Below are 22,961 nucleotides of genomic sequence, written 5' to 3' on the forward strand. Positions count from 1 at the left end.
GTGTGCTTTGGATTTCGGCCCTCAATTGGGTGTTTAACCGTTTTCGCATTTATCGTGAAACGCTCTGCATTTTCGTCGCCGCTTCACCCTGCGGCGCATCTGCTCGGCTCCAGGATGTGGCGAGCGCGAGGCGTCACCACGGCCCTGGACCTCCCAGGCGTCGGGACCGCTCGGTGTCGAGGACGCCGGAGCGGGAGCGTTACCGATCAGACTTGCGGTCCAGGCGGTCCTTGACCTGGCGGGCGGTGACCTTGCGGGTCCTTGACGGCCGACTTGGCGGCCCGCGCCCCGCTCGTGCCACCGGCCGAGCGAGCGGCGAGGTGTTGGCAGCGAAATCTGGTCCATGGAGATGGCCGGCTGGTCCACCGTGATGAGCGGCAGCGCGACCGGAGTTCTCCGTGTCGGCCAGGGTCTCGCCGATCATGATGTCCGGGATGCCGGCACGGCGGCGCAGATGTCACCGCCCGCGACCTCGGCGGGGCTTGCGGGTGAGCGCCTCGGTCATCATCAGCCGGTGGATGCGGACGTTCTGGATCGTCCTGTCGCGCTTGATCCACGCGACGGTCTGGCCCTTGCGCAGCTCGCCCTGCTCGACGCGAGCAGCGCGATGCGGCCGAGGAAGTTGTCGGCGTCCAGGTTCGTGACGTGCGCCTGAGGGGGGCCTCTCGTCGTACGTCGGGAGCCGGGACGTGCTCCAGGATCGTGGAGAAGAACCAGGTTGGTGGGTCGCCAGGGATGGTGCCGTCGAGCCGGCTTGGTCAGCGACGCGATGCCGTCACGGCGCACGCGTAGACGATCCGGGAACTCGATCTGCTCCTCGTCCCGCGTCCAGGTCGAGGAGAAGAGGTCGTACGTCTCGTTGACTGACCTCGTCCGATCCTGAAGTCAGGCGTTCAATCTTGTTGGTCTGAGAAGATCTGCGGGAGGCTGCTGCTGGAGCGCCTTGCGGAGCTGAAGCAGGTCTGCGGGGCGGACCTCAGGCAATCACAGCAGGACCACCGCGTCGACCATCGACAGACCGCGCTCGACGCTCGCCACCGAAGTCGGCGTGGCCCGGGGTGTCGATGATGTTGATCGTGATGACGTGCGCGCCATCCTTCGGGTGGTACTTGACCGCCGTGTTCTTGGCCAGGATCGTGATGCCCTTCTCACGCTCCAGGTCATTCGAGTCCATCATGCGATCGTCAGGCGACTCGGCGGCGTGCTGCGCGGCGAAGGAGCCGGCCTGCTTGAGCATGGCGTCGAGCGTGGTCGTCTTGCCGTGGTCGACGTGAGCAGCGACAAATGGCGACGCGTTTCGGATGTAACATGGCGCGTGGCCATATTGCGGCATACTCCAGGTGAGTGGACGGCTGCGTACCGTCGTGATACGCGCCCTGCCGGAGCTGGACACGCCACGGCCTTACCCCATGGTACGTGGCTTGACGGGTGGGGGCCTGCCGAGGCTCCTCAGGGAGGTGGGAGTGAGCCGCACAGCAGGGAAAAACCACCAGGTCAACGGGTATAACGAACCTTGCCCGCCGGGTGGAGCCGGCGGGCAAAGGGAGACCGACTCGATCTGCAGGCTAAAAAGATCTTCTCAGGCGGCCGCATGCGGGCTCCTCCGCGCGGAAGCTACGAGGCCGGTCGACGGGGACCCTGACGGCGGACGGCTTCGCGGCTTCGGTAGCCGATGTCCTCGGCCTCCGGCTCCTGGAACCCGAAAGGCCCCGGCGTTGGCCAGATCCGGCCGGGCGGCGACCAGCTCAGGCCGCTGGTAGAGCGGGATGGAGCCGGCCGCGGCCACAGATCCGGGCGTCGGCGTGCTTCACCAGACCGCTCCTCTCGTCAGGCGTCCGAGAAGGCGCCGCCGATGGCCTGGTCGAAGAGCTGGTCGGTGTGGTGCGGTGCTGCGGCGGGTGTAGTTCTGCTCGGCGGTGAGCGAACCAGTCGGCCGAGCCGGGATCGGCTTGGCGTAGATGGGGCGGGCGTCGGTGGCCGGGTAGGCCGAGGCGGAGCCACGGTGAGAGCGCCAGGTCGTACCCGGCCCGGGACGCGATGTGGTCCTTGAAGTAGCTCTCGTCGTCGACCTTCATGACGCGTCCGTGCGGATGCCGATCTTCTCCAGCATGCGCGTGATCCGGTCGGCGACCGTGCGCAGCTGCTCAGGCCCCGGTCCCGACAGGACTGCAGCGACGCAGCGTCGGCGGCTGCCGTCCTTGGCGAGCAGGCCCAGCCGCGGCGCCGGCCGGAGCGGCCGTGCCCGCTCGAGGCGTACGCGCCGGGGCGCCGCCCTGCTTCGCGTACCGCTTGGCGTCGCTCTTGAAGCTCCGGCCCGCGTGCTCCTTCTTCTCGGCGCGCTTCTCGGCGCTCTTGGAAGTGCGACTTCTCCTTGTCGGCGGCGCGCGAGCATCAGCGCGTCGGCCTGGTGCAGGCGCCGCGTACTGGGCGGCTGCGACGGGTTCGAGGGCCGACGCGGCGGCGGCGCGTGGTCGGCGGGCTTCTGGTCGTCCTCGCCCGACGTAGTCGCCGCCGGAGTCGTCGGAGTCCTCCGCGGACGCCGCGTCGCGGTCGGCCTCGCTGCCCCGTCGTCTTCGGCTTCTCCTTCTTCTTCTCCGTGATCGGGCCGCCCGGCGTCCAGCCCGCCTCGGCGAGCGCAGCGCCTGGGCCTCCGCCGTGTCCTGGTCGCCGAGCGCGTCGCTGTTGTCGGTGTAACCGTCCTGCCCGGCGAGAGGGCGAGGTGGTTGTCGGCGGTGTGCACCAGCAGGCCGAGGCGGCGAGGACGGACTCGGCGAGCTGGGTCGCGGTCAGGGCGCGGGCGACGGCGCGGCGCACGCGCTCGTCGGCGAGGGGGGCCCTCGGAGCCGTTCAGGGCGAGCTGGGTGTAGGCGGTTCGAGGGACTTGCGGACCTGGAAGCCGTGCAGGTTCGCCTGTTCCGCGGCGTACTTTGTGATCGCCTTGCAGGTCTTCTCGCGCGCGGCGATCTCCCCGTCGGCGGCCTCCTCGTCGTCGCCGTGCACGATCGCCCAGGAGCGCAGCGCCTGCTCCGAGGGTGAAGTTCGCGCCGGGCCGTGGGCGAACGGGCCCAGGCGCCTCTTGTCGCAGGGCCGCGTACGCGATGCGGTCGGCGCCGCCCGCGTCGAGGTCGGCCAGGTCGAGCTTGTCGGCGGCGAGCGCGGCGGCCCGCTGGGCGCAGGACGGCGCTCAGGACGAGCTTGTCGAGACTTGGCGGGGCAGGCCCCACCAGCGCGGGTTGCGCTCAAGGGGTGCACCTGCTGGTCGCCGCGGTCGACCTACTGTCGATGGCGAACGGGCCCTGCGTGACCTTGAGCTTGCGGCGCGCCCTCGTTGAAGTTGTCCGGCGTCCCCATGACGTCGCTTGGGGTACAGCGGCGAGAACAGGGCGCGCCAGTCCGCGTACGGCTTGGAGAACGTGACCCGGCTACTTCGAGGTCGTCGGCGCCGCGCTCGATCTTTCTCGATGCGGTCGTAGCCCGCGTTGCTGGGCCGTCCAGTACGCGGAGTCCTTGCCGGACCAGGGCACGCCACTGGGCGGCGAAGTCAGCGCGCCGATCTCCCGGCCGTCGCTCCGCACCGCCTGCTGGTTCAGCTTGTACAGCACGACCTGCTTGGGCTCGGTCTCGATGACCTCGGCCTTCTCCAGGTAGTCGGCGTCGCGCTGGGGCCGGCCCTGGGCGTCGAGCCCGGAACATCGCCGGGAGGACCCGCGCCGGTGATCCGGCCGGTGCCCGCGTCGGCGTCGGCCTGGAGGCGTTGAGCGTCTGCGGCACGGCGTCGATCGCCCACCGCAGGAGTGCCGCCGTCGCTTGAGCTGGGCGCGGGCGGCGGGAGCGATGTCCTGGCCGGCGGAGGGGTGCTGGACTCGTCGTCGGCGCCGCACCCGCGAGGCGGTCACGGCGAGGGCACCGCTCACGGAAACGCGGCCGAGCGGGCGGCTGCGCCTGGGCGCCTGGGGGTTGGGTGCATCTCGGCGTCTACCTCCGGTGCTGGCCGGTTGATCACGTTTGGCGGTATATGTCGTTGATCCATCCATCGGCCAACTGAAGGATCGCTCCCACGATCCCGCGACGCTTCCCGGCGTGCCTCCCACAACACTCGTGCGAGGAAGCCCAATGTAAGGAAGCTGTCCGGCGCGGCTCTAAGACTCCGTCTGCGGGCCGACGGGACTCCTCGCGCAGTTCCCCGCGCCCCCTCAAAGACCGACGGCGTCTGCCGGACTGGTGATTCGTCGCGGGCTGCGGGTCGGTGGGGCTTCGCGCGCCGTTCCCCGCCCCTGGGCGTCTGCCGGACTGGTGATTCGTCGCGGGCCGCGGGTCGGTGGGAGCTTCTCGCGCCGTTCCCCGCGCCCCTCAAAGACCGACCGCGTCTGCCGGGCGGGGCTTTCGTCGCGGGCTGCAGGTCGGTGGGGCTTCTCGCGCCGTTTCCCCGCCCCCTGAGGCATGCGGCTTCGCCGCAGCCCCATCAGGCGACCCTGGGACGGCGCACGGAGTGCGCCTGTTTCGGGGCGCAGGGAACTACGCGAGCAACCACGACGAGACCCGCAGACGAAGAACCAGCCGCCACACGGCAGGCGATCAGGGCGCCCAGGGAGCTACGCAACAGCTGCAACGGGGCCCGCGGACGAAGAACCGGCCGCCCGGAGGCGCGGGCGCGGGGCGTGACTTCCCGCTTCAGCAATCCGCGGATCCCTTCACAAACAGCAATGTGACGCGCGACACTCGCAGGCGCGCCTAGACATCTCCCGCCGCACCAGCGGAAGTGAGGGCAAGCCATGTCCATGAACGACGACCTGACGGCCCATTCAGCGCTGCGTGGACGACCTCGCACGAGCCGTGGGCCGCATCCAGCCCCAGCTCGACGGCGGACTGCGCCGCGTCCGCGCCGACACCGACCACCTGCGCGAGAGCGTGGCCCTGCTGCGCGCGACCGCCGCCGCCGAAACAGCACCCCCGCCGCACCGAGAACCTCGTGACCGATCGACACCCCGTACGACAGCTCCCTGGCTGGACGGACTCCCGGACGACGAGGGCTCGGCGCGCAGGACCGGCACGCCTGACGCACACCCGGCCAGTCGCTTCGAGCGGAGGGCTTCCTTGGCCACCGGCACGGAACCCACCAGTACCGAAACCCTACCGAGCGGCACCGGCGTCCGAAGCCGGACCCGTGCCGCGATCGCCACGCCATCTGCGCACGGACCGCTGGTGGCTGGCCCCGGCCACGACCGCCGCGGGCCTGTTCGCCTTCGTCGTGTACTCGACGTGGCGGGCCTTCGCGAACGCGGACTACTACGCGGCCCCGTGCGTGTCCCCGTTCTACTCGCCGTGTCTCGCGGAGAACTGCGAGCCCATGCGGCACGGCCCCAACTGGGAGATCTTCGGCAGCTGGTGGGGCCTGTCCCCACGCTGCTCATCCTGATCTTCCCGCTCGGCTTCCGGCTGACCTGCACTACTACCGCAAAGGGCCTACTACCGCGGCTTCTGGGCGTCGCCGCCGGCCTGCGCGGTGGCCGAGCCGCACAAGAAGTACAGCGGTGAGACAGAAGTTCCCGCTGATCCTGCAGAACGTCCACGAGTACTTTGCTTCTACGCCGCCGTACTCGTGGCCTGCATCCTCACGTACGACACCGTGCTCGCCTTCACGCGACAGAGCACTACGAGTGGGAGCCACATGGGCCTCGGCACGCTCGTGTTCCTGGTCAACATCACGTGATCAGGCGTACACGATCTCCTACCACTCGATGCGACATCATCGGCGGCCGGCTCAAAGCACTTCTCGAAACACCCGTGCGCTATCGCCTCTGGGGCTGGGTCGGCAAAGCTGAACGCCCGTCACATGCTGCTCGCCTGGGCCTCGTTGGTGAGCGTGGCGGTCGCCGGCTCTACGTGTACCTGAGTCGCGTCCGGCGCCTTCGACGATCGAGGTTGTTCTGATGACTGTGGTGGGCGGCAGCAGTGGGATGTTGTCGTGGTGAGGAGGCCAGTGGCGCCGGACTGCGGGCGGCGATCGGGCGCGCGAGCAAGTGCTCGTACCGCCGTGATCTGCAAGTCCCTGTTCGGCAAGGCCCATACGGTGATGGCGGAGGGCGGCATCGCGGCCGCCATGGGCAACGTGAACTCCGGGGACAACTGGCAGGTCCACTTCCGCGACACGATGCGCGGCGGCAAGTTCCTCAACCAGTGGCGGATGGCCGAGCTGCACGCGACCGGGCACCGACCGCGTCTGGGAGCTGGAGACCTGGGGCGCCCTCTTCGACCGGACGAAGGACGGGCGGATCTCACAGCGCAACTTCGGCGGACACGGGTACCCGCGCCTCGCGCACGTCGGCGACCGCACCGGCCTCGAACTCATCCGCACGCTCCAGCAGAAGATCGTGGCGCTGCAGCAGGAGGGACAAGAAGGAGTTCAGGGACTACGAGGCGCGCCTGAAGGTCTTTCAGGAGTGCACCGTCACACGGAGTGTTGAAGGACGACGAGGGCCAGGTCTCCGGCGCCTTCTGCTACGAGCGGGAGAGCGGACGGTTCTTCTGTCCTGGAGGCGCCGAGCGTCGTCCTCGCCACCGGCGGCATCAGCAGAAGTCCTTCAAGGTGACGTCGAACTCCTGGGAGTACACCGGCGACGGGCACGCGCTCGCGCTGCTCGCCGGGGCTCGCTGCTGAACATGGGTTCGTGCGGTTCCATCCGACCGGCATGGTCTGGCCGCCGTCGGTGAAGGGCATCCTCGTCACCGAGTCCGTGCGCGGCGACGGCGGGTGCTCAAGAACTCCGAGGGCAAGCGGTTCATGTTCGACTACATCCCCCGACGTCTTCAAGGAGAAGTACGCGGAGTCGGAGGCCGAGGGCGACCGCTGGTACGACGACCCGGACCACAACCGGCGGCCCCCGAACTGCTGCCCCGCGACGGGTCGCCCGGGCCATCAACGCCGAGGTGAAGGCCGGGCGCGGATCGCCGCACGGCGGGTGTTCCTCGACGTGTCGGCAGGATGCCGGCCGAGGGTGATCCGGCGCCGGCTGCCGTCCATGTACCACCAGTTCAGAGCTGGCGGACGTCGACATCACGGCCGAGGCCATGGAGGTCAGGCCGACCTGCCGCTACGTGATGGGCGGCATCGCGGTCGACTCGGACACCGCCGCCGCCCGCGGCGTCCCGAGGCTCTTCGCGGCCGGCGAGGTGGCCGGCGGGATGCACCGGCTCCAACCGGCTCGGCGGCAACTCCCTCTCGGACCTGCTGGTGTTCGGCCGGCGGGCCGGGCTGCACGCGGCGACGCACGCCGCCGCGGCAGCCGACCGGCCGGCCGTGTCCGGGCTGCAGATCGACACCGCGGCGGCCGGGCGCTGCGCCCCTTCTCGGCCGAGGGGCCCGGGAGGAGGGCACCGTCCCCGAAAGCCCGTACACGCTGCACCAGGAACTCCAGCAGACCATGAACGACCTGGTCGGCATCATCCGCCGCGAGGCCGAGATGGAGGGAGGCGCTGCGCAAGCTCGCGGACCTGCGGGTGCGGGCGCGGCGGGCCGGGGTCGAGGGCACCGGCAGATTCAACCCGGCTGGCACCTCGCGCTCGACCTGCGCAACATGCCGCTGGTCAGCGAGTGCGTCGCGCGCGCCGCCCTGGAGCGCACGGGTCCCGCGGCGGCCACACCCGGGAGGACCACGGGGCGATGGACCGGGACTGGCGCCGGATCAATCTGCTGTGCCAACTCCGGGACCCCACGGGCGGGTTGGCGGCCACGGATCCGGTGCGCGGTCAGATCAGCCTGCGCCGGGAGACCACCGAGCCCATCCGCCCCCGACCTGCTCGCCCTCTTCGAGAAGGAGGAGCTGGTGAAGTACCTGGCCGAAGAGGAGCTTTTCGAGTGACCGCGACCGCGAGCGCGTACGAGGCGCACTTCAGGGTGTGGCGGGGTGACGTCGGCGGCGGCGGCCTCGGAGGACTTCGAGGTCGAGGTGAACGAGGGCGAGGTCGTCCTCGACATCATCCACAGGCTGCAGGCGACGCAGGCCCCCGACCTGGCGGTCCGCTGGAACTGCAAGGCGGGCAGAGTGCGGTTCGTGCTCGGCCGAGATCAACAGGCGGCCGCGCCTGATGTGCACTGACCCGGATGTCGGTGTTCGGCCGGGAGGGACGTCATCACGGTGACGCCGCTGCATGCGTTCCCCCGTCGTCCGGGACCTCGTCACCGACGTCGGGTTCAACTACACGAAGGCCCGCGAGGTGCCGCCTTCGTGCCGCCGCAGGGGGTCGGGCCGGGCGGTACCGGATGATGCAGGAGGACGTCGACCGGTCGCAGGAGTTCCCGCAAGTGCATCGAGTGCTTCCTGTGCCAGGACACCTGCCACGTGGTGCGTGACCACGGAGAACAAGCCGCGTTCGCCGGTCCGCGGTTCCTGATGCGGGTCGCGGAGCTCGACATGCATCCGCTGGACGCCGCGGCCGACTCCGGCCTCGACCGCAAGACCACGGCGCAGGACGAGCACGGCCTCGGCTACTGCAACATCACCAAGTGCTGCACGGAGGTCTGCCCGGAGGGCATCAAGATCACGGACAACGCGCTGATCCCCCTCAGGAGCGGGCCGCCGACCGGAAGGCACGACCCGGTGGTCTGGCTGGGCAACAAGATCAGGCGCCGCAAGCGAGTAGGACCGTCCCCGGCCCCCCTTGTCATGCCCGCGTGCCAGACTGCCGCGCATGCGGATGGTGACCCTGAGGTACGTGGTGCCGGTGCTCGTCAGAGTGCTGGGCACGGAGAGCGTGTGTCGTGCGGCGCCGGGGACGACTCGGAGAACGGCGGCGGGCGGGGGCTGACGGCGGCGCTGTCCGCGGTGCCCCCGTCGGCGGCCGGGCAGGTCGTCACATACACGGACGTCACGGCAGCGCGCCGGCTCGTCGGCACGGGCAGGAAGGTGTACCGGTCGCTGGACGGCTACGGGATCATCAGGCTGACCGGCCGTCCCTACACCGCCGATGCGCGTGCGGCCCTCCTACGGCTTCGACGGGAAGGACGTGGCGACCTCGCTCCTGCTGAGCAATGGCCACGGCCAGCGGCTCACCGGCGACTTCGACGTGGCCGCGGTGCGCGCCCGCGATGACGAAAGCGCGGCTACCGGGCGACGGACGACGACGGCGCCGTCCGGCTGCGCAAGAAGGGGCAGGCCGACGTCGACGTGTCAGCTCGGCGCACCACGAAGCTGACCGACGACGCGGTCCCGCTCCCGCTCGACCCGCCGGACCGCGCCGTGACGGACGACGCCGCGTATCGGAAGGCCGTCGACTGCCTGGGCGACGACGTGTGCGGGCGTCCCTGTACGGAAGCGCGCCGCGTACCGCAAGCAGGGCGTCACCCTGCTCGGCATCGGCAGCCGCGCGAAGACCGCCGCCGCCCCGACGGAGACGCCCTCCCCGTCGTGACCCCGTCCGCGGCGGCCGCGGAGAAAGGTGGCCGGCAAAGCTCCGCGGGAGAGACGGCGGCGGGCGAGCGGTTCGCCGGTTCGAAGGTGACGGTCGGCGACGGCGGCACGGTCGTCTCCATGACGTGGAAGAACAGCACGGAGTCGGGCATGCGCCCCGGCGACCAGGACGCACCGGCAGGCTGGCCCAGACTGCTGCTGTGGCCCTGACCCGGTGGGACCCTGAGCCGGTGGGGCCTGAGCCGAGGGTAAGCCCTGAGCCGGTGGGGCCCTGAGCCGGGTGGGGCCCTGACCTTGCTCACGTCGAGGGTACCGACCTAGAGTGAATGCGCTTTCATTCACTGACATCCACGTGCGTTCCTTCGCCTGCGCCCATGCGCCGGCGTCCGCTCGCATCCCGCTGACCGCAGACTCGGGGTACCACCCAGTGAGCACAGCCCCACGGTGTACGACGTCGCCGAACGATCCGCGGCGTCTCCATCGCCACCGTCTCCGGGTCTACCGCAACCCCGACTCGGTCCGCGCCCAGACCCGCGAACGGGTCCTGGCCGCCGCCCGCGAGCTCGGCGCTACGTGCGCGCGCGGCAACGCCCGCGGCCTCGCCAGCCGCTCCACCGGCGTGCTCGGCGCAGCGCTTCGACTACTCCGACCCGGACGCCAGGGTCAGCGGAGGCCGGGAGCGACCGAGGCAGACGGGGCGGACGACGACGCCGCGATGCTCTACTCCGACCAGATCATCCGCGGCATGGAGCGCGCCGCGCGCCGCCGCAGGTACGCGCTGCTCATCGCGGCGTCCCTGAAGGGCGGGCCGGAGAGCCTGGTGGCGAAGGTGGCCGGGCGGGTCGACGGGTTCACGGTGCTCGCCCGGACCCATCCCCACGGAGGAGCTGGAGGTCATCGCGGCGGCAGCCGGTGGTGATGCTGGCGGGGCCGCGGGAGGACGACCACCTCGATCACCTCGACCACATCGAGGTCGCGAACGCCGACGGCCAGCGCGAGCTGACCCGGCACCTCATCGAGGACCACGGGCTGCGGCGGCTCGCGTACGTCGGCTCCGCGGAGGGAGTCTGCCGGACGTCGAGGCGCGCTTCCGGGGTACGTGGAGGCGTGCCGGGCCGCGGGCATCGGATGACCCCGAGCCGGACCTGCGGGTCGGGATGACCCAGGCGGAGGGCGCGGGCGGCCGACGCCCTGCTCGACCGGGCCGGGGGCGCCCGGAGCGCTGCTCTTCGCCAATGACAGATGGCGGTCGGGCGCTGCACACCCTGGAACGGCAGGGCGTACACGCGTCCCGGAGGACGTCGCCGTCACCGGTTTCGTGGCATCGCCCTCAGTCGTCTGGTGCGGCCGGCGCTCACCACTGTGCGGCAGCCGATGCGGCGGATGGGCGAGGCGGTGGAACTCCTGGTCCGCCGCCTCACCGGGACTCACGGGGGCGACCCGGTGTCGTGATGCTTCGGTGTCCGTGGTGCGGCGGGGTAGTTGTGGGTGTGGGGTGGCGGTTTAGTTTCCGGTTGCTGCGAGTGGGGGTCGGGCGCGCCCCCGGCCCCAGGCCCCTGCTCCTCAATCGCCGGAGGGAGGGCTTGATACGGGGGCGCGGCTGATTGGCTGCGGCGCTGGTCGCCGGGTGCAGGGCAGTGGGGTTCGCGCGAGGGTGGAGGTGGCCGTCCCGGGGCTGCGTGGCGGCTGATCGCCGGTCCCGACAGGTGCGTGGTCGGGTCCAGGGCCGCCCGGGCATGTCCGATGCTCGCCATCTCACGCGAACCGTCGACCGATGACCGCACCAGTCACCCGGGGCCAGGCTGCCAGCGCACATACCCGGACCGTCCCCTCTCCGTCTCGTACGCGTCTGCCCCCGGAGAACCGTGCCCCCCTCGATCCGATCAAGCCCCTCCCGGGCGTTGAGAGCAGGGCCCGGGGCAGCGCCCCGCGAGGCTCAGCCACGTGAGCTCAGCCCCGGGGCCGCCCAACAGAAACGTCCAACCAACCACACCCCCGATCAGAGAAGCCCCTCCGGCGATTGAGGAGGCGGGGTCGGGGCCAGCGCCCGGGGCTCAGCCACGGTCCCGGCCAACCAGGACGGCCGGCCCTAGCAACACCCGCCCAAGAACTGCACAGCCGCGTCCAGCCGATTACGCTCCGCGTCAGCCCGCCCCACTCAAGGGTGCCCCTCGGGAACGTGACTCACGCCCGTCCCCAGCCCGTTGAACACCGCGAACTGCCCGGGCGGCGGCACGGACAGGTCGAACAGGGCCGCCGCCACCAGCGTGGGCACCCGCACCCGCGTCGCCGCCGTCGCCGCGTCGAAGTACCGGGCACGTCGACGACTTCGGGATGCGTGGCGTGATGACGCCGCACGCCACCCGCTCCCCGGTCATCTCAGCGTCAGCCGCAGCGGATGGTTGCCGAACGTGGAACCATCAACTGCCCCGCCGCGAACCGCTCGTCCCGGCAGCGCAGGCGCCCCAGTATTACCCGAAGCTCGCCGAGGTAGCCGAGGCGGGGCCTGCTGTCCGCCGACTCCCCCAGTTCGGGGACGAGTTCGAGCAACGCCGTCGCCGCCGTCCACAGATCGGCGACGCACCCCGATGACGTACGACTCCCGCGACTCGATCCCCGTGCAGCGTGCTCGCCCGACACGGACGGCACGCCGGGAAGCAGGGTCCGCTCCCCCATGCCCCGTACGCAGGGGCAGGATCGCCGCGGACCGCGGCGTCGGCGCTGGCACCTCGGGCCTGACCGCGTCCCGTCCCCCGTACCCGTGGCCTATGACGGGCCGTGCTCGGCCGGCCCCTCCGCGGGCGGCACCAGCCAGCCGCTCACCCGGACGCCGCCCACGGACGCGTGCGACACCTCGAAGACCCGCACGTCGCGCTCCTCGACGAGCCGTCCGACCTGCGGCTCGGGCGCCACCTCGAGCGCCGCCCGGTACTGCGCGCGCCAGAAGTCGTCAAGGGTCCTCGGGCGCACCGGGGGGCCCGGGATGCTGGAGCAGATCGTCGAGGGTCCGCCCGTAGGACGGTCGAACGGGAAGTCGTGCACGAGCGTCGATGTCATGCGCGTGACCTTAGACATACCCGGTGGATCATGTCGCGCGTCTGACCTGGCACGCACCGGCCCCCGGGACCCACTTCCCGAAGTGGACCGCACCGAGTCAGGGCAGAATCCAGATACTTTCGGTTCGCAAACGTCTTGGGCGATTCGCCCGGGCACGTTGCGACCTGGGATGGCTTGCGTTACGGGAGTGTGACCAAGACCCCTCTTGCCACATCGACCTGCGCAGAGTGATGTGCGGCTTACGGGCTGGCGCATGCATCAGGAAATGCTCAAGGAGGGCCGTCCATGCCGCAACGCCTGGAATCGCTTCGGTCGCCATCGCAGCCGCGGCGGCCACTCACTCTCACCGCGTGCGGCGGCTCCGGCGGCAGTGGCGTGGCCGCCGACGACGCAGACCCTCACCGTGTGGGCGATGGGGACCGAGGGCGAAGCTCGGGACGTCGCCAAGGTCTACGAAAGGCCAACGAACATCACGGTCAAGGTCACCCCCATCGGCTGGGACGTCGCCACCAGAAGCTGGTGTCCGCCGCCGCGGCGGGCAAGCTCCCGACGTCATGCAGATGGGCGGGAGCTACATGGGCGAAGTTCGCCGACATGGGCGCCCTGGGCCGGTCGACACCAAGGTCTTCTCGACGAGAAGGACTACTTCCCGGCGGGCTGGGACCAGGGCACGGTCGACGGCAAGACCTACGGCGTGCCGTGGTACGTCGACACCCGCGTCCTCTTCTACCGCACCGACCTCGCCAAGAAGGCCGGCATCGAAGGCCCCGGCCACGATGGCCGAGCTGCAGCAGGCCGCCACCGCGTACCAGAAGAAGGCCGGCACCGAGTGGGGCCTGTCCATCCAGCCGAAGAACCTGGACACGGTGCAGAGCTTCTACCAGTTCCTGTACTCGGCCGGCGGCGAGATCGTCAGCAGGACGGCAAGGCCGTCGTCAACAGACCCGAACCGCCGTCAAGGCCCTGGAGAACTACGGCAGTTACTTCAAGAAGGGTCTGAGCGAGAGTCCGTCGCCCCCGGCTACGGCGTGACGAAGGACTTCAACTCGGGCTCCGTCCCGATGTTCTTCAGCGGCCCCTGGATGATGGGCCTGATCGACGACAACTACCCGGACCTCAAGGGCAAGTGGGGCGTCGCGAACGTCCCCACCGACGGAGATCCTCCGCCTCCATGGCCGGCGGCTCCGCCTGGCCATCTCCGCGGACAGCGAGGCACAAGGCCGCCGCAGAAGGAGCTCGTCAAGAACCTCACTGGGCACCGAGGGCCAGGCCGACTGGGTTCCAAGCGGACCAAGGACCTCCCGGCCAACGTCAGCGCCTGGAAGTCCCGGCGAGGCTCGCCACCGACCCGAACATGAGGTCTGGAAGGCCCAGATGGAGTCGCGGAGGTCTCCCGGTCCAGCAAGTGGACGGAGATCACCTCCGAAGGTCCGACTCGGCCATCCGAGTCGGTCACCCAGGGCAAGTCCTCCCGCGAGGCGGCGCTCGACAAGGCCCAGGGCTGAGATCGAAAGCCTCGTGAAGTAACCACCCGCGATCGCCCGCGCCGAGCAGCACCGTCGCGCGAGCAACCGGTCCGAAAGGGGCGAGACCATGTCGTCCACCACGACACCCGGTGCCGCAGCAGAGCGGCCCACCCCCGTGCGGTCCAGGGCCGTCAGGCCCCAGCCCCAGGCGAGCAGAAAGGCGCGGGAAGAAGCGCTCGATGGGGAAGCAGGAACCTGGCCGGCTGGCTGTTCTCCACCCCCTTCCTGGTGCTGTTCAGCGTCTTCATGCTCTTCCCGATCGTCGCGACGCTCCTGATGAGCTTCACCGACTTCGGGACGCACAACGTCACCCGGCCGCTGGAGGCCAAGTTCGTCGGCTTCGACAGCTACGTCCAGCTGTTCGGCGACGACAAGTTCCTCAAGGCCCTGTTCAGCACCGCCTACTTCGTCGTCGTCGGGGTGCCGCTGACCATCGTGCTCGGCCTGCTCATTGGCGATCCTGCTGAACAACGGCATCGACCGGGCGCGCACCTTCTTCCGCGTCGGCTTCTACGCCCCCGTGGTCACGACCATCGTCGCCGTGGCGATCGTCTGGCGGTTCGTGTCTCGACCCGTCGGACGGTCTGATCGCCGGACTGGGCGCGGAACTCGGCTTCTCCACACCGGACTTCCTCGGCTCGGGAGACCTGGGCCATGCCGTCCCTCATCGCGATGGCGGTGTGGCGCAAGCATGGGCACCGTCATGGTCCTGATGATCGCCGGTCTGCAGGCCATCCCGACCGAGGTCCGGGAGGCCGCCCGGCTGGACGGCGCCAGCGCCTGGCAGGGCTGCGGCGCATCACCGATGCCGCTGCTGCGGCCGACGCTGCTGCCGCGCCACGGTCATCACCACGATCGGCTATCTGAACGTCTTCGAGGAGCCGTTCGTGATGACGCAGGGCGGGCCGTCGGACTCCACGCTGACGGTGTCGCTCGACATGTACCGCGAGGGCTTCAACTTCTTCCACATGGGCTACGCGAGTGCCATGGCGTACGTCCTGTTCGTGGTGATCATGGGCATCACGGTGCTGCAGCTGCGACTGATGAAGGACAACACGAGTGAGCACTCAGCAGGCCACCGCCCCCGCCCGCTCCCTCATCTGTCCCGGACGGCCCGCGCCCCGCGGTGTTCGTCCGCTGCCGCTGCTGCACGTGGTCGCCTCGCTCGGGCTGCTGGTCATGTCCGCGCCCTTCCTGTGGATGGCGCTCAGCGCCTTCAAGACCAAGAAGGACCTGACCGCGAGGCCCGCCGGTGTGGATCCCGTCGACCTGGACCCTGCAGAACTTCACCGATCTGCTCGACCAGCTCGACATGCCGCGCTACTACTTCCTGAACTCGCTGATCGTCGCGGTGCTCGTGACCGTAATGCAATCTGCTGTTCTGCTCGATGCTCGGCTATGCGCTGGCGAAGCTGAACTTCAGCGGCCCGCTCGAAGGTCTTCGGCGTGGTGCTCGCCGCCCTGATGGTGCCGCAGCCTCATGATCCCTTCCGCTGTACGTGCTGATGAACAAGCTGAACCTGCTGGACAGCTACGCCGGACTCGTCCTGCCCTTCGCGGCCGGGGCCTTCGGGTCTTCCTGATGCGGCAGTTCATGGTGACCATCCCCGACGAGCTGCTGGAAGCGGCCCGATGGACGGCGCCGGCGAGTGGTACATCTTCTGGCGGATCGTGCTTCCGCTGGTCAAGCCCGCCCTCGCGACGCTGACGATCTTCACCTTCCTCGGGTCGTGGAACAACTTCATCCTGGCCGCTCATCGCGACCAACGACCCCGACAAGTACACGCTCCCGGTGGCGCTCGCGACCTTCGCGAACGACCCGGACCGCACGGTGGGCGGCGGCAACGGCATGCTGATGGCGGGCTCGCTGCTCGTCGTCCTGCCCGTGCTGCTCGTCTTCGCGGTCCTGCAGCGGCACTTCACCCAGGGCATCGCGACCGCCGGCATGAAGTAGGCGGCGCACCCGGCGCACCGGCCGCCGGACGGCCCTCCCCACTTGCTCCCACACGCTTCACAGAAGGACTGAGCTGACGATGACGCACGCCTGGACCCCCTTCCCGGACGGCTTCCTCTGGGGCGCCTCCACCGCCGCGCACCAGATCGAGACAACAACGTCAACAGCGACTGGTGGCGCAGGGCACGACCCGGCGGCCGGGATCCAGGAGCCGAGCCTGGACGCCTGCGACAGCTACCACCGCTGGGAGCAGGACATGGACCTGCTGGCCGAACTCGGCTTCACCGACTACCGGTTCAGCGTCGAGTGGGCCCGCATCGAGCCCGTCCGTGGCTACTCTGCGTGGCCGAGATCGCGCACTACCGGCGGATGGTGGAGGGCGCCGTCGCCCGCGGGGCTGCGGCCGATGGTGACGCTGCACCACTTCACCGTCCCCCAGTGGTCTCGAGGACTTCGGCGGGTGGACCGCCGACGGGGCCGTGGAGCTCTTCGCGCGGTACGTCGAGGAGTGCGCGCCGATCTTCGCCGACGGGGTGCGCCACGTGTGCACCATCAACGAGCGCGAACATGATCGCCGTGATGGCGGGGCTGGCCAAGCGCGGCGACCAGGGGCTTCCGCCCGCCGGTCTGCCCTTCCCCGACGAGGGAGACGGCGCATGCCGTCATCGCCGCGCACCACGCCGCGGTGAAGGCGGTCCGCTCCATCGACGCCGGGATCCAGGTCGGCTGGACGATAGCCAACCAGGTCTACCAGGCTGCCGGGCGCCGAGGACGTCACCGCCGCCTACAGCGCGCCGCGCGAGGACGTCTTCATCGAGGCGGCCCGCGGCGACGACTGATCGGCGTGCAGTCCTACACCCGGACGAAGATCGGCGCCGACGGTCCCATCCCGGCCCCGGCCGACGCCGAGCGGACCCTGACGCAGTGGAGTACTACCCCGCCGCCGTCGGGTACGCCCTGCGGCACACCGCCGAGCTGGTCGGCCCCGACGTGCCCCTGATCGTCACCGAGAACGGATCGCCACCGGCGACGAGGACCGCCGCGTCGACTACTACGCGGGGCGCTCGACGCCGTCGCCGCCTGTCTCGACGACGGTCTCGACGTCCGCGGCTACCTCGGCCTGGAGCGCCCTCGACAGCTACGAGTGGGGCACCTACAAGGCGACCTTCGGCCTCATCTCCGTCGACCCCGAGACCTTCGAGCGCACCCCCAAGGCGGGCGGGCGTCTGGCTCGGCGGCCTGGGCCACGAGAAGGCCCTGCCGCCTCGACCCCCGGCCGGTCCTCCGGCCGGCCTGCCCTCCGGTGGGTGCCCGCGCAGCCGGGACCGCACCCACCCCACGACCGTCCGGAACGGCACAGGCCAGAACGCCGCCCGAGGCGTACGGAACCGCGGACCCTGACCCCCGCGCTCGGCCACCGCGAGCCTGCGGCCCCTGACTCACAGGCGCGCACGGTGGGGCCGACGGACCTGACGTCCGCCGGCCCCGCCCGCACCCCCACGAGCACCACGAACTTCCCTTCACATCAGCCCCTCCGGAGAAAGGACCTTCATGGATCGCCGTACCTTCCTCACCGCCGCAGGCGCCGGCGGCGCCGCCCTCGCGCTGGGCGCTGCCCCGTCCGCCGGGGCCGTGCCCCGGCGGACGCCGTCTCGTCGCTCCGTCGTTCCGCTCATACCTCTGATACACCGCTGCTGCGCAAGTGGTTCCACTCGACGTATCGCTCGATCGAGGCGATGACGACCGAGTTCGGTCTGGCCGCCGACAAGATCGACGTCAGCGGTCCGGGCAACCCGGTCCCGTCGGTGCAGACCTCCCCGACGAACATCGGCTGCGGGCTGTGGGCGACGGCCGCCGCGGGCGGGCTCGGCGTCATCTCCCGCGACGCGATGGAGCGGAAGCTGACCAGGACCGTGTCCGCGGTCGAGAAGCTGGAGCGGGCGCACGGGTTCTGGTTCAACTCCGTACGACGCGCACGACGGTTCGCTGCTGACCACTCTGGGCCGGCGACCGGTGACCCGGTCCGCCCGTTCCTCTCCTCGGTCGACAACGCCTGGCTCGTCACGGGCCTGCGGATCGCCGCGGACGCCGCCCCCGCGCTGCGGCCGCGCGTCGCGAAGCTGCTGGCCGGCGCCGACTGGTCGTACTACTACACGCCGTACGACGCGGCCGACCCGGTCGCGGGCCCCGGCCAGCTCCGCGGCGGCTTCTGGCCCGACAAGCCGGGAGACGGCGAGCCGACGGGCCACCACTACGGCGCCCTCAACACCGAGCCCCGGATGGCCAGTTACCTGGGCATCGCCGACGGCAGCATCCCGGCCGACCACTACTGGCACCTCTTTCCGCACCCTGCTGCCCGGCATGGGCCAGGAGCAGGAGCCCGAGGGTTCCTACGTCGCCATGGACGGCATCCGGGTCCGGCAGGGCCACTACACGTACCGCGGCCGCAAGCTCGTCCCCCACCTGGGGCGGGTCGATGTTCGAGGCGCTGATGGTGCCGCTGTTCGTGCCGGAGCCCGAGTGGTCCCCCGCGCGCGTGGGGCTCACGCACGACCGGTACGTGCGCAGCCAGATCGAGCACGGCCTGCAGGAGGAGGGGTACGGCTACTGGGGCTTCTCCCCGCCAACATCCCGGCGGGCGGCTACCGCGAGTACGGCGTCGACGCCATCGGCATGCAGGAGGAGGGCTACAACTCCCTCGGGGTCGTCACCCCGCACGCCTTCCTTCCTCGCGCTGCCGCACGCGCGCGGGGGAGGCCGTCGCCAACCTGAAGGCGCTCGACGCGGACTTCGGCGCGTACGACGACACGTACGGGTTCCGGGACTCGGTGGACGTCACGACGGGCCGGGTCAGCGACTCCCCGTGCTCGCGCTCGACCAGGGCATGGTCGCCGCCGCGCTGGCGCAGCAGCTCAGCCCGGGCCTGCTGCAGCGCCCGTTCCGTACCGGCGGCTTCGCCGCGCGGGTGCGGCCGCTGCTGGCGAAGGAGCGTTTCTCCATCTCAGCCGCTCCTGAAGCGGCACCCAAGACCGGTGCCGCGGCCGCGGACGCTGTGGGGGCGTCCCGGTCGCGGCACCTTCCATCCGGACGCTACGCTCCGAATTGCGACGCCCGCCGGTTCCCCGCCACCGATAGCCGCGCGGACGGCGGCAGCCGCGCTGCTGGCGCTGCTCTGGCTGCTGCTGCCCGCCGACTCCGCCTCGCGCCGACGACCCGGTCACCTCTCCCGCACCGGCCAGATCACCGACAAGGTCGACGCCCTCGGGGACCGCGAGGGACGTCACCGCCGACGCCCTCACCGAGCTCGACGACGAGCGTGGCATCCAGCTCTTCGTGACCTACGTGCGGGACCTCTCCGGCCGTTCCGCGCAGGACTGGGCGAACAGCACCGCCGACAAGAACGGCCTCGGTCTCAACGACGTCCTGCTCGCCGTCGCCACGCACGACCGGCAGTACGCGTTCTCCGTCGACCAGGACTCGCGGCTCACCGACGCCCAGATCCAGGAGATCGCGGGGACCGCGGTGGAGCCCGCCCTGCGCAAGAACGACTGGGCGGGCGCCGCGATCGGCGCCGCGCACGGCATCGGCGCCGTCGTCGCGGGCCGCCCGGTGCCCTCCCCGACGATCACGCCGGGGCGCCGCCGACCCGGGCGCGGACAGCGGCAACGGCGGGAGCGGCGCCGGCGACCTGGTGCTCCCCGTGATCGCCGTCGGCGGCGCCGGGGGCCCTGGCCGCGTACGCGTACACCCGGCGCAAAGCGGCGCATGGGCACCCGCACCACGCCCGGCGGCGGGGGCGGGTGCACAGGGCTGGGGAAAACCGCAGCTCACCCCGCTGCCGGAGCTCGACAAACAGGCGAGACGGCTGCTGGTCGAGACCGACGACGCGGTCCGCACCAGCACCGAGGAACTCGGCTTCGCCACCGCCCAGTTCGGGGACGAGGCCGTCGAGCCGTTCCGCGCCGCGGTCGCCTACGCGCAGACGGAGCTGACGGCGGCCTTCAAGCTGCGCCAGCAGCTCGACGACGCCTTCCCCGAGGACGACGCGACGAAGCGGCGGATGCTCGACGAGATCGTCGGCCGGGCTGCACCGAGGCGGGGCGCAGGCTGACCAGGGGCCGAGGACTTCGACCGGTTGCGGGCGCTGGAACGGACGGCGCCCGAGGCGCTGGCGGGCGCCGAGCGGGCGTTCCCGGCGAGCTCGCGGCGCGGGACCAGCAGCGCGCAGGGGGACCATGACGGCGCTCGGCTCGCAGTACGCGCCCGCCGCGCTCCTGTCCGTCGCGGGGCCACGTCGAGCAGGCCAAGGAAGGACCGGCTGGTGCTCGCGACGACCCACCTCAACCAGGCCCGGCAGTCCCGTCGACACCGGCGACAACGGCAGGGCGGCCGTCTTCCTGCGGGCCGCCGGCGCCATCGACCAGGCCGGCACGTTCGTCGCGCGACGACCGACCGGCTGGCCGGGTAGCAGGCTCGCCGAGGCCAGAGGAGCTCGCCCGGCGCGGCTCACCGAGGTCCGGACGGACGCCGCGGACGCCCACACCGGTCTCCTCGAAGGCACCACCGGGCGGCGTCGCGACCGGCGATCTGCGCGGCCGGATCGCACGTGTTTCGTGAGATCGGTCGTCGCCGACGTGCGCAGCGCTGGCCGCCGGACCGTAGCGACCTGATCGACGCGCTGCGCCGGGTGGAGGAGAGGCGGACGCGGCGCTCGGCGAGGCATCGCGGCGGCGCGGAGCGCGGGCGGGCGCGGCGCGCGCCCGCTCGCTCCTTTCGGGCAGGCGCTGCTCGCGGCGCGCTTGGCACCGGCGCGGCGGCCGACTTCATCGACGCACCGCGGCGCGGTCGCCAGCGGGCCCGCGCTCCGGCTCACACGCGTGCCGAGCGCCGCCTGGCGACCGCGCAGGCGAGGCGAGGAGTCCGACCCGCGGCCCTCACGGAGGCGCAGCAGGCCGATGCCGCTGGCCCGGCAGGCGCAGTCGCTGGCCGAGGCGGGACGCGCGCTCGTACGGGCAATCTACGGCGGTGGCGGTGGACGCGGCGGTGGGGCATGGGCGGCGCGGTGCTCGGCGGGATCATCCTCGGCGAGGTGCTGCGCGGGGCAGGGCGCGGGATGGGCGGCGAGCCCAGGTTCGGCGGCGGTGGCTTCGGCGGGGGCGGGCCCGGCAGCTTCGGCGGAGGGGGACCGCGGCCGCAGGGGCGGCGGCGGACGTTTCTGAGCACCCGATGACCCCGTCCCCGGTCCCCGACCGGACTTACGCACCGAAGGACTTCACCATGACGAAGCAGACCATTCTCGGCCTAGTCACCCAGCTGGCGAAGGCGAACATCAACGCGCTGCTCGACAGTGCGGAGGATCCGCAGAAGATGCTCGACCAGCTGATCCGCGACTACACGAACAACATCGAGGCCGAGGAGGCGGTGGCGACCACCATCGGCAATCTGCGGATGATGGAGCAGGACCACAAGGAGGACGTGACGCGGCCGCCGACGTGGGGCGGCGCGCGCTGGCCGCCAGCAAGAAGGCGGACGAACTGCGCGCCGGCGGGAACGCGGCGGAGGCCGACAAGTTCGACAACCTGGCGAAGGTCGCCCTGGGCGGCAGTGCAGGCCGAGAAGGAGGCCAGGGACGCGGGAGCCGACGATCGCCGCGCGCAGACCGAGGTCGTCGACAAGCTGAAGGCCGGACTCGACCAGATGAAGGTGAAGCTGACCGAACTCCGCTCGAAGCGCGACCAGCCAGGCCCGCGCCAAGACGGCGCAGGCGCAGAACCAGATGCTGGACGCGGCCGGGAACATCGACGTCCTCGGCCCGACGAGCGACGTCTGGGCCGCTTCGAGGAGAAGGTACGGCGCGAGGAGGCAGAAAAGGCGCTCGGCAAGCAGGAGCTGGCCGCGTCGTCGCTGGACGCGCAGGTTCGAGCAGCTGGACTCGCTCGGCGACGCGGCGGAGACCGAGGCACGGCTCGCGCGCGCTCAAAAGCGGTGACGGGCGCGCCCGTCGCGTCCTGGGCGGGCGCTCCCGCCGCGGCCACGAGGCCGAGACCGGCGAGCAGCAGCGCCAGCCTCGCGATGCGGCGGCCAGCCGCCCGTACCCGGCGACGGTGGCGACCGCTCTGGACCGCCAGGCAGCTGGCGAGCAGCAGGGACGCCCTGCCCCATCAGCCGGGGCGCTGGATCGCGCCGCCATCCACGGCGGGCACCCAGCCGGTGCGGATCGCCGCAGCGCGCGGCGACCGCCGCGAGGACCGCCGCGCGGCGGCGGCGATGACCGGAGACGGCGATGTCCGGAGAGCCGGTCTCCATGCGGGCGATGCTCGCCTCCGATCGCCACCGGCCGATCCCACACACGGCACGCCCGGCTGCCACTCGAAAGGGCCGCGGGCAGGATCCGGCCAGAACAGGCTGAGCAGCGCCTCCGTCGCGTCCGGCGAGCAGATGTCGCCGTTCGGCAGCGGGAAAGTTCGAACCAGACGGTCTTGCCGCGCGGCGTCCTGCGCGAGCCCCCAGGCGGCGCTGGAGCAGTCCGGACGAGCTGCGGCCGCGCCCGCCCGTATCGGTGTCCCGGGCGCGGCGCCTCGCGCGGCTGCACGAGCCCCGCGCGTCCCACACCTCGCGCACCAGCGTGCGGTCGAGCGGGAGGCGCAGCCGGATGTCGCCCTCGCCGGCGCAGCGCGTTCGTGACCAGCTCGCTGACGAGCAGCTCCGTGGTGTCGACGAAGTTCGAGGTCCCAGCGAGCAGCTGCGCCTGCGCGGGCTGCGGCGGGCGCGCCCACGGACTTCGGCTCGCGCGGCGGCGTCCAGTCGCCGACGTTCTCGCTCGGCGGCTAGCCCCTGCGACGCGAAGCCATCAGCAGCGCGATGTCGTCCTCTCGCCGTGGTGCGTGTCGAGCGTGTTGAGGATCGTGGTCGCAGACGTCCTCCAAAGCCGGCGACGGATCGTCGAGCGCGTTGCGGAACGCCGAGAGCGCCTCGTCCAGCGGATGGTCGCGGGATCCCGACGCCGTCCGTGTAGAG

17 protein-coding genes and 9 pseudogenes are annotated in these 22,961 nt (G+C 71.2%); 21 read left to right on the forward strand and 5 right to left on the reverse strand.

The annotated features are described in order from the left end of the window. Positions 1 to 132: 132 nt before the first annotated feature. From RBJ77_RS14855 to RBJ77_RS14865, 3 genes and pseudogenes are all read right to left on the reverse strand, one after another. Positions 133 to 1,323: pseudogene (locus tag RBJ77_RS14855) on the reverse strand (GTP-binding protein); the annotation flags it as partial. Positions 1,324 to 2,847: 1,524 nt separating this feature from the next. Then, entirely contained in the window at positions 2,848 to 3,243 is a 396-nt protein-coding gene (locus RBJ77_RS14860) for a hypothetical protein (RefSeq protein WP_372345468.1), read from the reverse strand. Between the two features lie 179 nt (positions 3,244 to 3,422). Beyond that, a complete protein-coding gene (locus RBJ77_RS14865; RefSeq protein ID WP_372345469.1) occupies positions 3,423 to 3,914 on the reverse strand; it encodes a hypothetical protein in 492 nt (163 codons plus the stop codon). A 1,180-nt stretch (positions 3,915 to 5,094) separates the two neighbouring features. Between RBJ77_RS14865 and RBJ77_RS14870 the strand changes: the two are divergent. The 10 genes and pseudogenes from RBJ77_RS14870 to RBJ77_RS14915 all read left to right on the forward strand — a co-directional run. Further along, positions 5,095 to 5,917: pseudogene (locus tag RBJ77_RS14870) on the forward strand (hypothetical protein); the annotation flags it as partial. 153 nt (positions 5,918 to 6,070) lie between these two features. After that, positions 6,071 to 6,142, forward strand: a pseudogene (locus RBJ77_RS14875) (hypothetical protein); the annotation flags it as partial. 85 nt (positions 6,143 to 6,227) lie between these two features. After that, positions 6,228 to 6,464, forward strand: coding sequence for an FAD-binding protein (locus tag RBJ77_RS14880; RefSeq protein ID WP_372345482.1), 237 nt, complete (start codon positions 6,228 to 6,230; stop codon positions 6,462 to 6,464). Beyond that, positions 6,458 to 6,658 carry a hypothetical protein gene (locus tag RBJ77_RS14885; protein WP_372345470.1) on the forward strand — a complete coding sequence of 67 codons (201 nt, stop codon included), beginning with the start codon at positions 6,458 to 6,460 and terminating at the stop codon, positions 6,656 to 6,658. Before RBJ77_RS14880 ends, RBJ77_RS14885 begins: the two co-directional genes overlap by 7 nt. 440 nt (positions 6,659 to 7,098) lie before the next feature. Continuing rightward, positions 7,099 to 7,425: a hypothetical protein gene (locus RBJ77_RS14890; RefSeq protein ID WP_372345483.1), complete on the forward strand. Its 327-nt coding sequence runs from the start codon at positions 7,099 to 7,101 to the stop codon at positions 7,423 to 7,425. Between the two features lie 35 nt (positions 7,426 to 7,460). Then, the gene (locus tag RBJ77_RS14895) at positions 7,461 to 7,859 is read left to right on the forward strand and encodes a hypothetical protein (RefSeq protein ID WP_372345484.1); all 399 of its coding nucleotides are present in this window, start codon (positions 7,461 to 7,463) and stop codon (positions 7,857 to 7,859) included. Beyond that, a pseudogene (locus RBJ77_RS14900) lies at positions 7,856 to 8,633 on the forward strand (succinate dehydrogenase/fumarate reductase iron-sulfur subunit); the annotation flags it as partial. The gene RBJ77_RS14895 and the pseudogene RBJ77_RS14900, both read left to right, overlap by 4 nt. Positions 8,634 to 9,164: 531 nt before the next feature. Beyond that, positions 9,165 to 9,617 carry a hypothetical protein gene (locus RBJ77_RS14905; protein ID WP_372345471.1) on the forward strand — a complete coding sequence of 151 codons (453 nt, stop codon included), beginning with the start codon at positions 9,165 to 9,167 and terminating at the stop codon, positions 9,615 to 9,617. A 505-nt stretch (positions 9,618 to 10,122) separates the two neighbouring features. Then, a complete protein-coding gene (locus tag RBJ77_RS14910; protein ID WP_372345472.1) occupies positions 10,123 to 10,326 on the forward strand; it encodes a hypothetical protein in 204 nt (67 codons plus the stop codon). Then, positions 10,326 to 10,568: a hypothetical protein gene (locus RBJ77_RS14915; RefSeq protein WP_372345473.1), complete on the forward strand. Its 243-nt coding sequence runs from the start codon at positions 10,326 to 10,328 to the stop codon at positions 10,566 to 10,568. The genes RBJ77_RS14910 and RBJ77_RS14915 overlap by 1 nt, the downstream gene beginning before the upstream one ends. A 997-nt stretch (positions 10,569 to 11,565) precedes the next feature. Here the strand turns inward: RBJ77_RS14915 and RBJ77_RS14920 are convergent. Both RBJ77_RS14920 and RBJ77_RS14925 read right to left on the reverse strand, forming a co-directional pair. Continuing rightward, positions 11,566 to 11,682 carry a hypothetical protein gene (locus RBJ77_RS14920; protein WP_372345474.1) on the reverse strand — a complete coding sequence of 39 codons (117 nt, stop codon included), beginning with the start codon at positions 11,680 to 11,682 and terminating at the stop codon, positions 11,566 to 11,568. A 491-nt stretch (positions 11,683 to 12,173) separates the two neighbouring features. Continuing rightward, positions 12,174 to 12,464, reverse strand: coding sequence for a hypothetical protein (locus tag RBJ77_RS14925; protein WP_372345475.1), 291 nt, complete (start codon positions 12,462 to 12,464; stop codon positions 12,174 to 12,176). 412 nt (positions 12,465 to 12,876) lie between these two features. On the opposite strand from RBJ77_RS14925, the pseudogene RBJ77_RS14930 reads away from it, so the two are divergent. From RBJ77_RS14930 to RBJ77_RS14980, 11 genes and pseudogenes are all read left to right on the forward strand, one after another. Then, positions 12,877 to 13,173 (forward strand): annotated as a pseudogene (locus tag RBJ77_RS14930) (ABC transporter substrate-binding protein); the annotation flags it as partial. Between the two features lie 67 nt (positions 13,174 to 13,240). Further along, positions 13,241 to 13,822 carry a hypothetical protein gene (locus RBJ77_RS14935; RefSeq protein WP_372345485.1) on the forward strand — a complete coding sequence of 194 codons (582 nt, stop codon included), beginning with the start codon at positions 13,241 to 13,243 and terminating at the stop codon, positions 13,820 to 13,822. A gap of 363 nt (positions 13,823 to 14,185) precedes the next feature. Beyond that, a pseudogene (locus RBJ77_RS14940) lies at positions 14,186 to 15,048 on the forward strand (carbohydrate ABC transporter permease); the annotation flags it as partial. A 1-nt stretch (position 15,049) separates the two neighbouring features. Further along, positions 15,050 to 15,944 (forward strand): annotated as a pseudogene (locus tag RBJ77_RS14945) (carbohydrate ABC transporter permease). A gap of 79 nt (positions 15,945 to 16,023) precedes the next feature. Next, positions 16,024 to 16,515, forward strand: a complete 492-nt coding sequence (locus RBJ77_RS14950) for a family 1 glycosylhydrolase (RefSeq protein WP_372345476.1) — start codon at positions 16,024 to 16,026, stop codon at positions 16,513 to 16,515. After that, positions 16,424 to 16,633, forward strand: a complete 210-nt coding sequence (locus tag RBJ77_RS14955; RefSeq protein WP_372345477.1) for a hypothetical protein — start codon at positions 16,424 to 16,426, stop codon at positions 16,631 to 16,633. Before RBJ77_RS14950 ends, RBJ77_RS14955 begins: the two co-directional genes overlap by 92 nt. Beyond that, entirely contained in the window at positions 16,630 to 16,944 is a 315-nt protein-coding gene (locus RBJ77_RS14960; protein WP_372345478.1) for a hypothetical protein, read from the forward strand. The genes RBJ77_RS14955 and RBJ77_RS14960 overlap by 4 nt, the downstream gene beginning before the upstream one ends. Before the next feature lie 551 nt (positions 16,945 to 17,495). Further along, positions 17,496 to 18,945 (forward strand): annotated as a pseudogene (locus RBJ77_RS14965) (glucoamylase family protein); the annotation flags it as partial. A gap of 332 nt (positions 18,946 to 19,277) precedes the next feature. Continuing rightward, positions 19,278 to 19,475 (forward strand): annotated as a pseudogene (locus tag RBJ77_RS14970) (TPM domain-containing protein); the annotation flags it as partial. 169 nt (positions 19,476 to 19,644) lie between these two features. After that, positions 19,645 to 20,055 carry a hypothetical protein gene (locus RBJ77_RS14975; RefSeq protein ID WP_372345486.1) on the forward strand — a complete coding sequence of 137 codons (411 nt, stop codon included), beginning with the start codon at positions 19,645 to 19,647 and terminating at the stop codon, positions 20,053 to 20,055. 1,166 nt (positions 20,056 to 21,221) lie between these two features. Next, complete coding sequence (locus RBJ77_RS14980) at positions 21,222 to 22,628, forward strand: PspA/IM30 family protein (RefSeq protein WP_372345479.1); 1,407 nt, start codon at positions 21,222 to 21,224, stop codon at positions 22,626 to 22,628. Positions 22,629 to 22,961: the final 333 nt, after the last annotated feature.

This window comes from Streptomyces sp. KL116D (genome assembly GCF_030766975.1).
Lineage (GTDB): Bacteria > Actinomycetota > Actinomycetes > Streptomycetales > Streptomycetaceae > Streptomyces > Streptomyces longispororuber_A.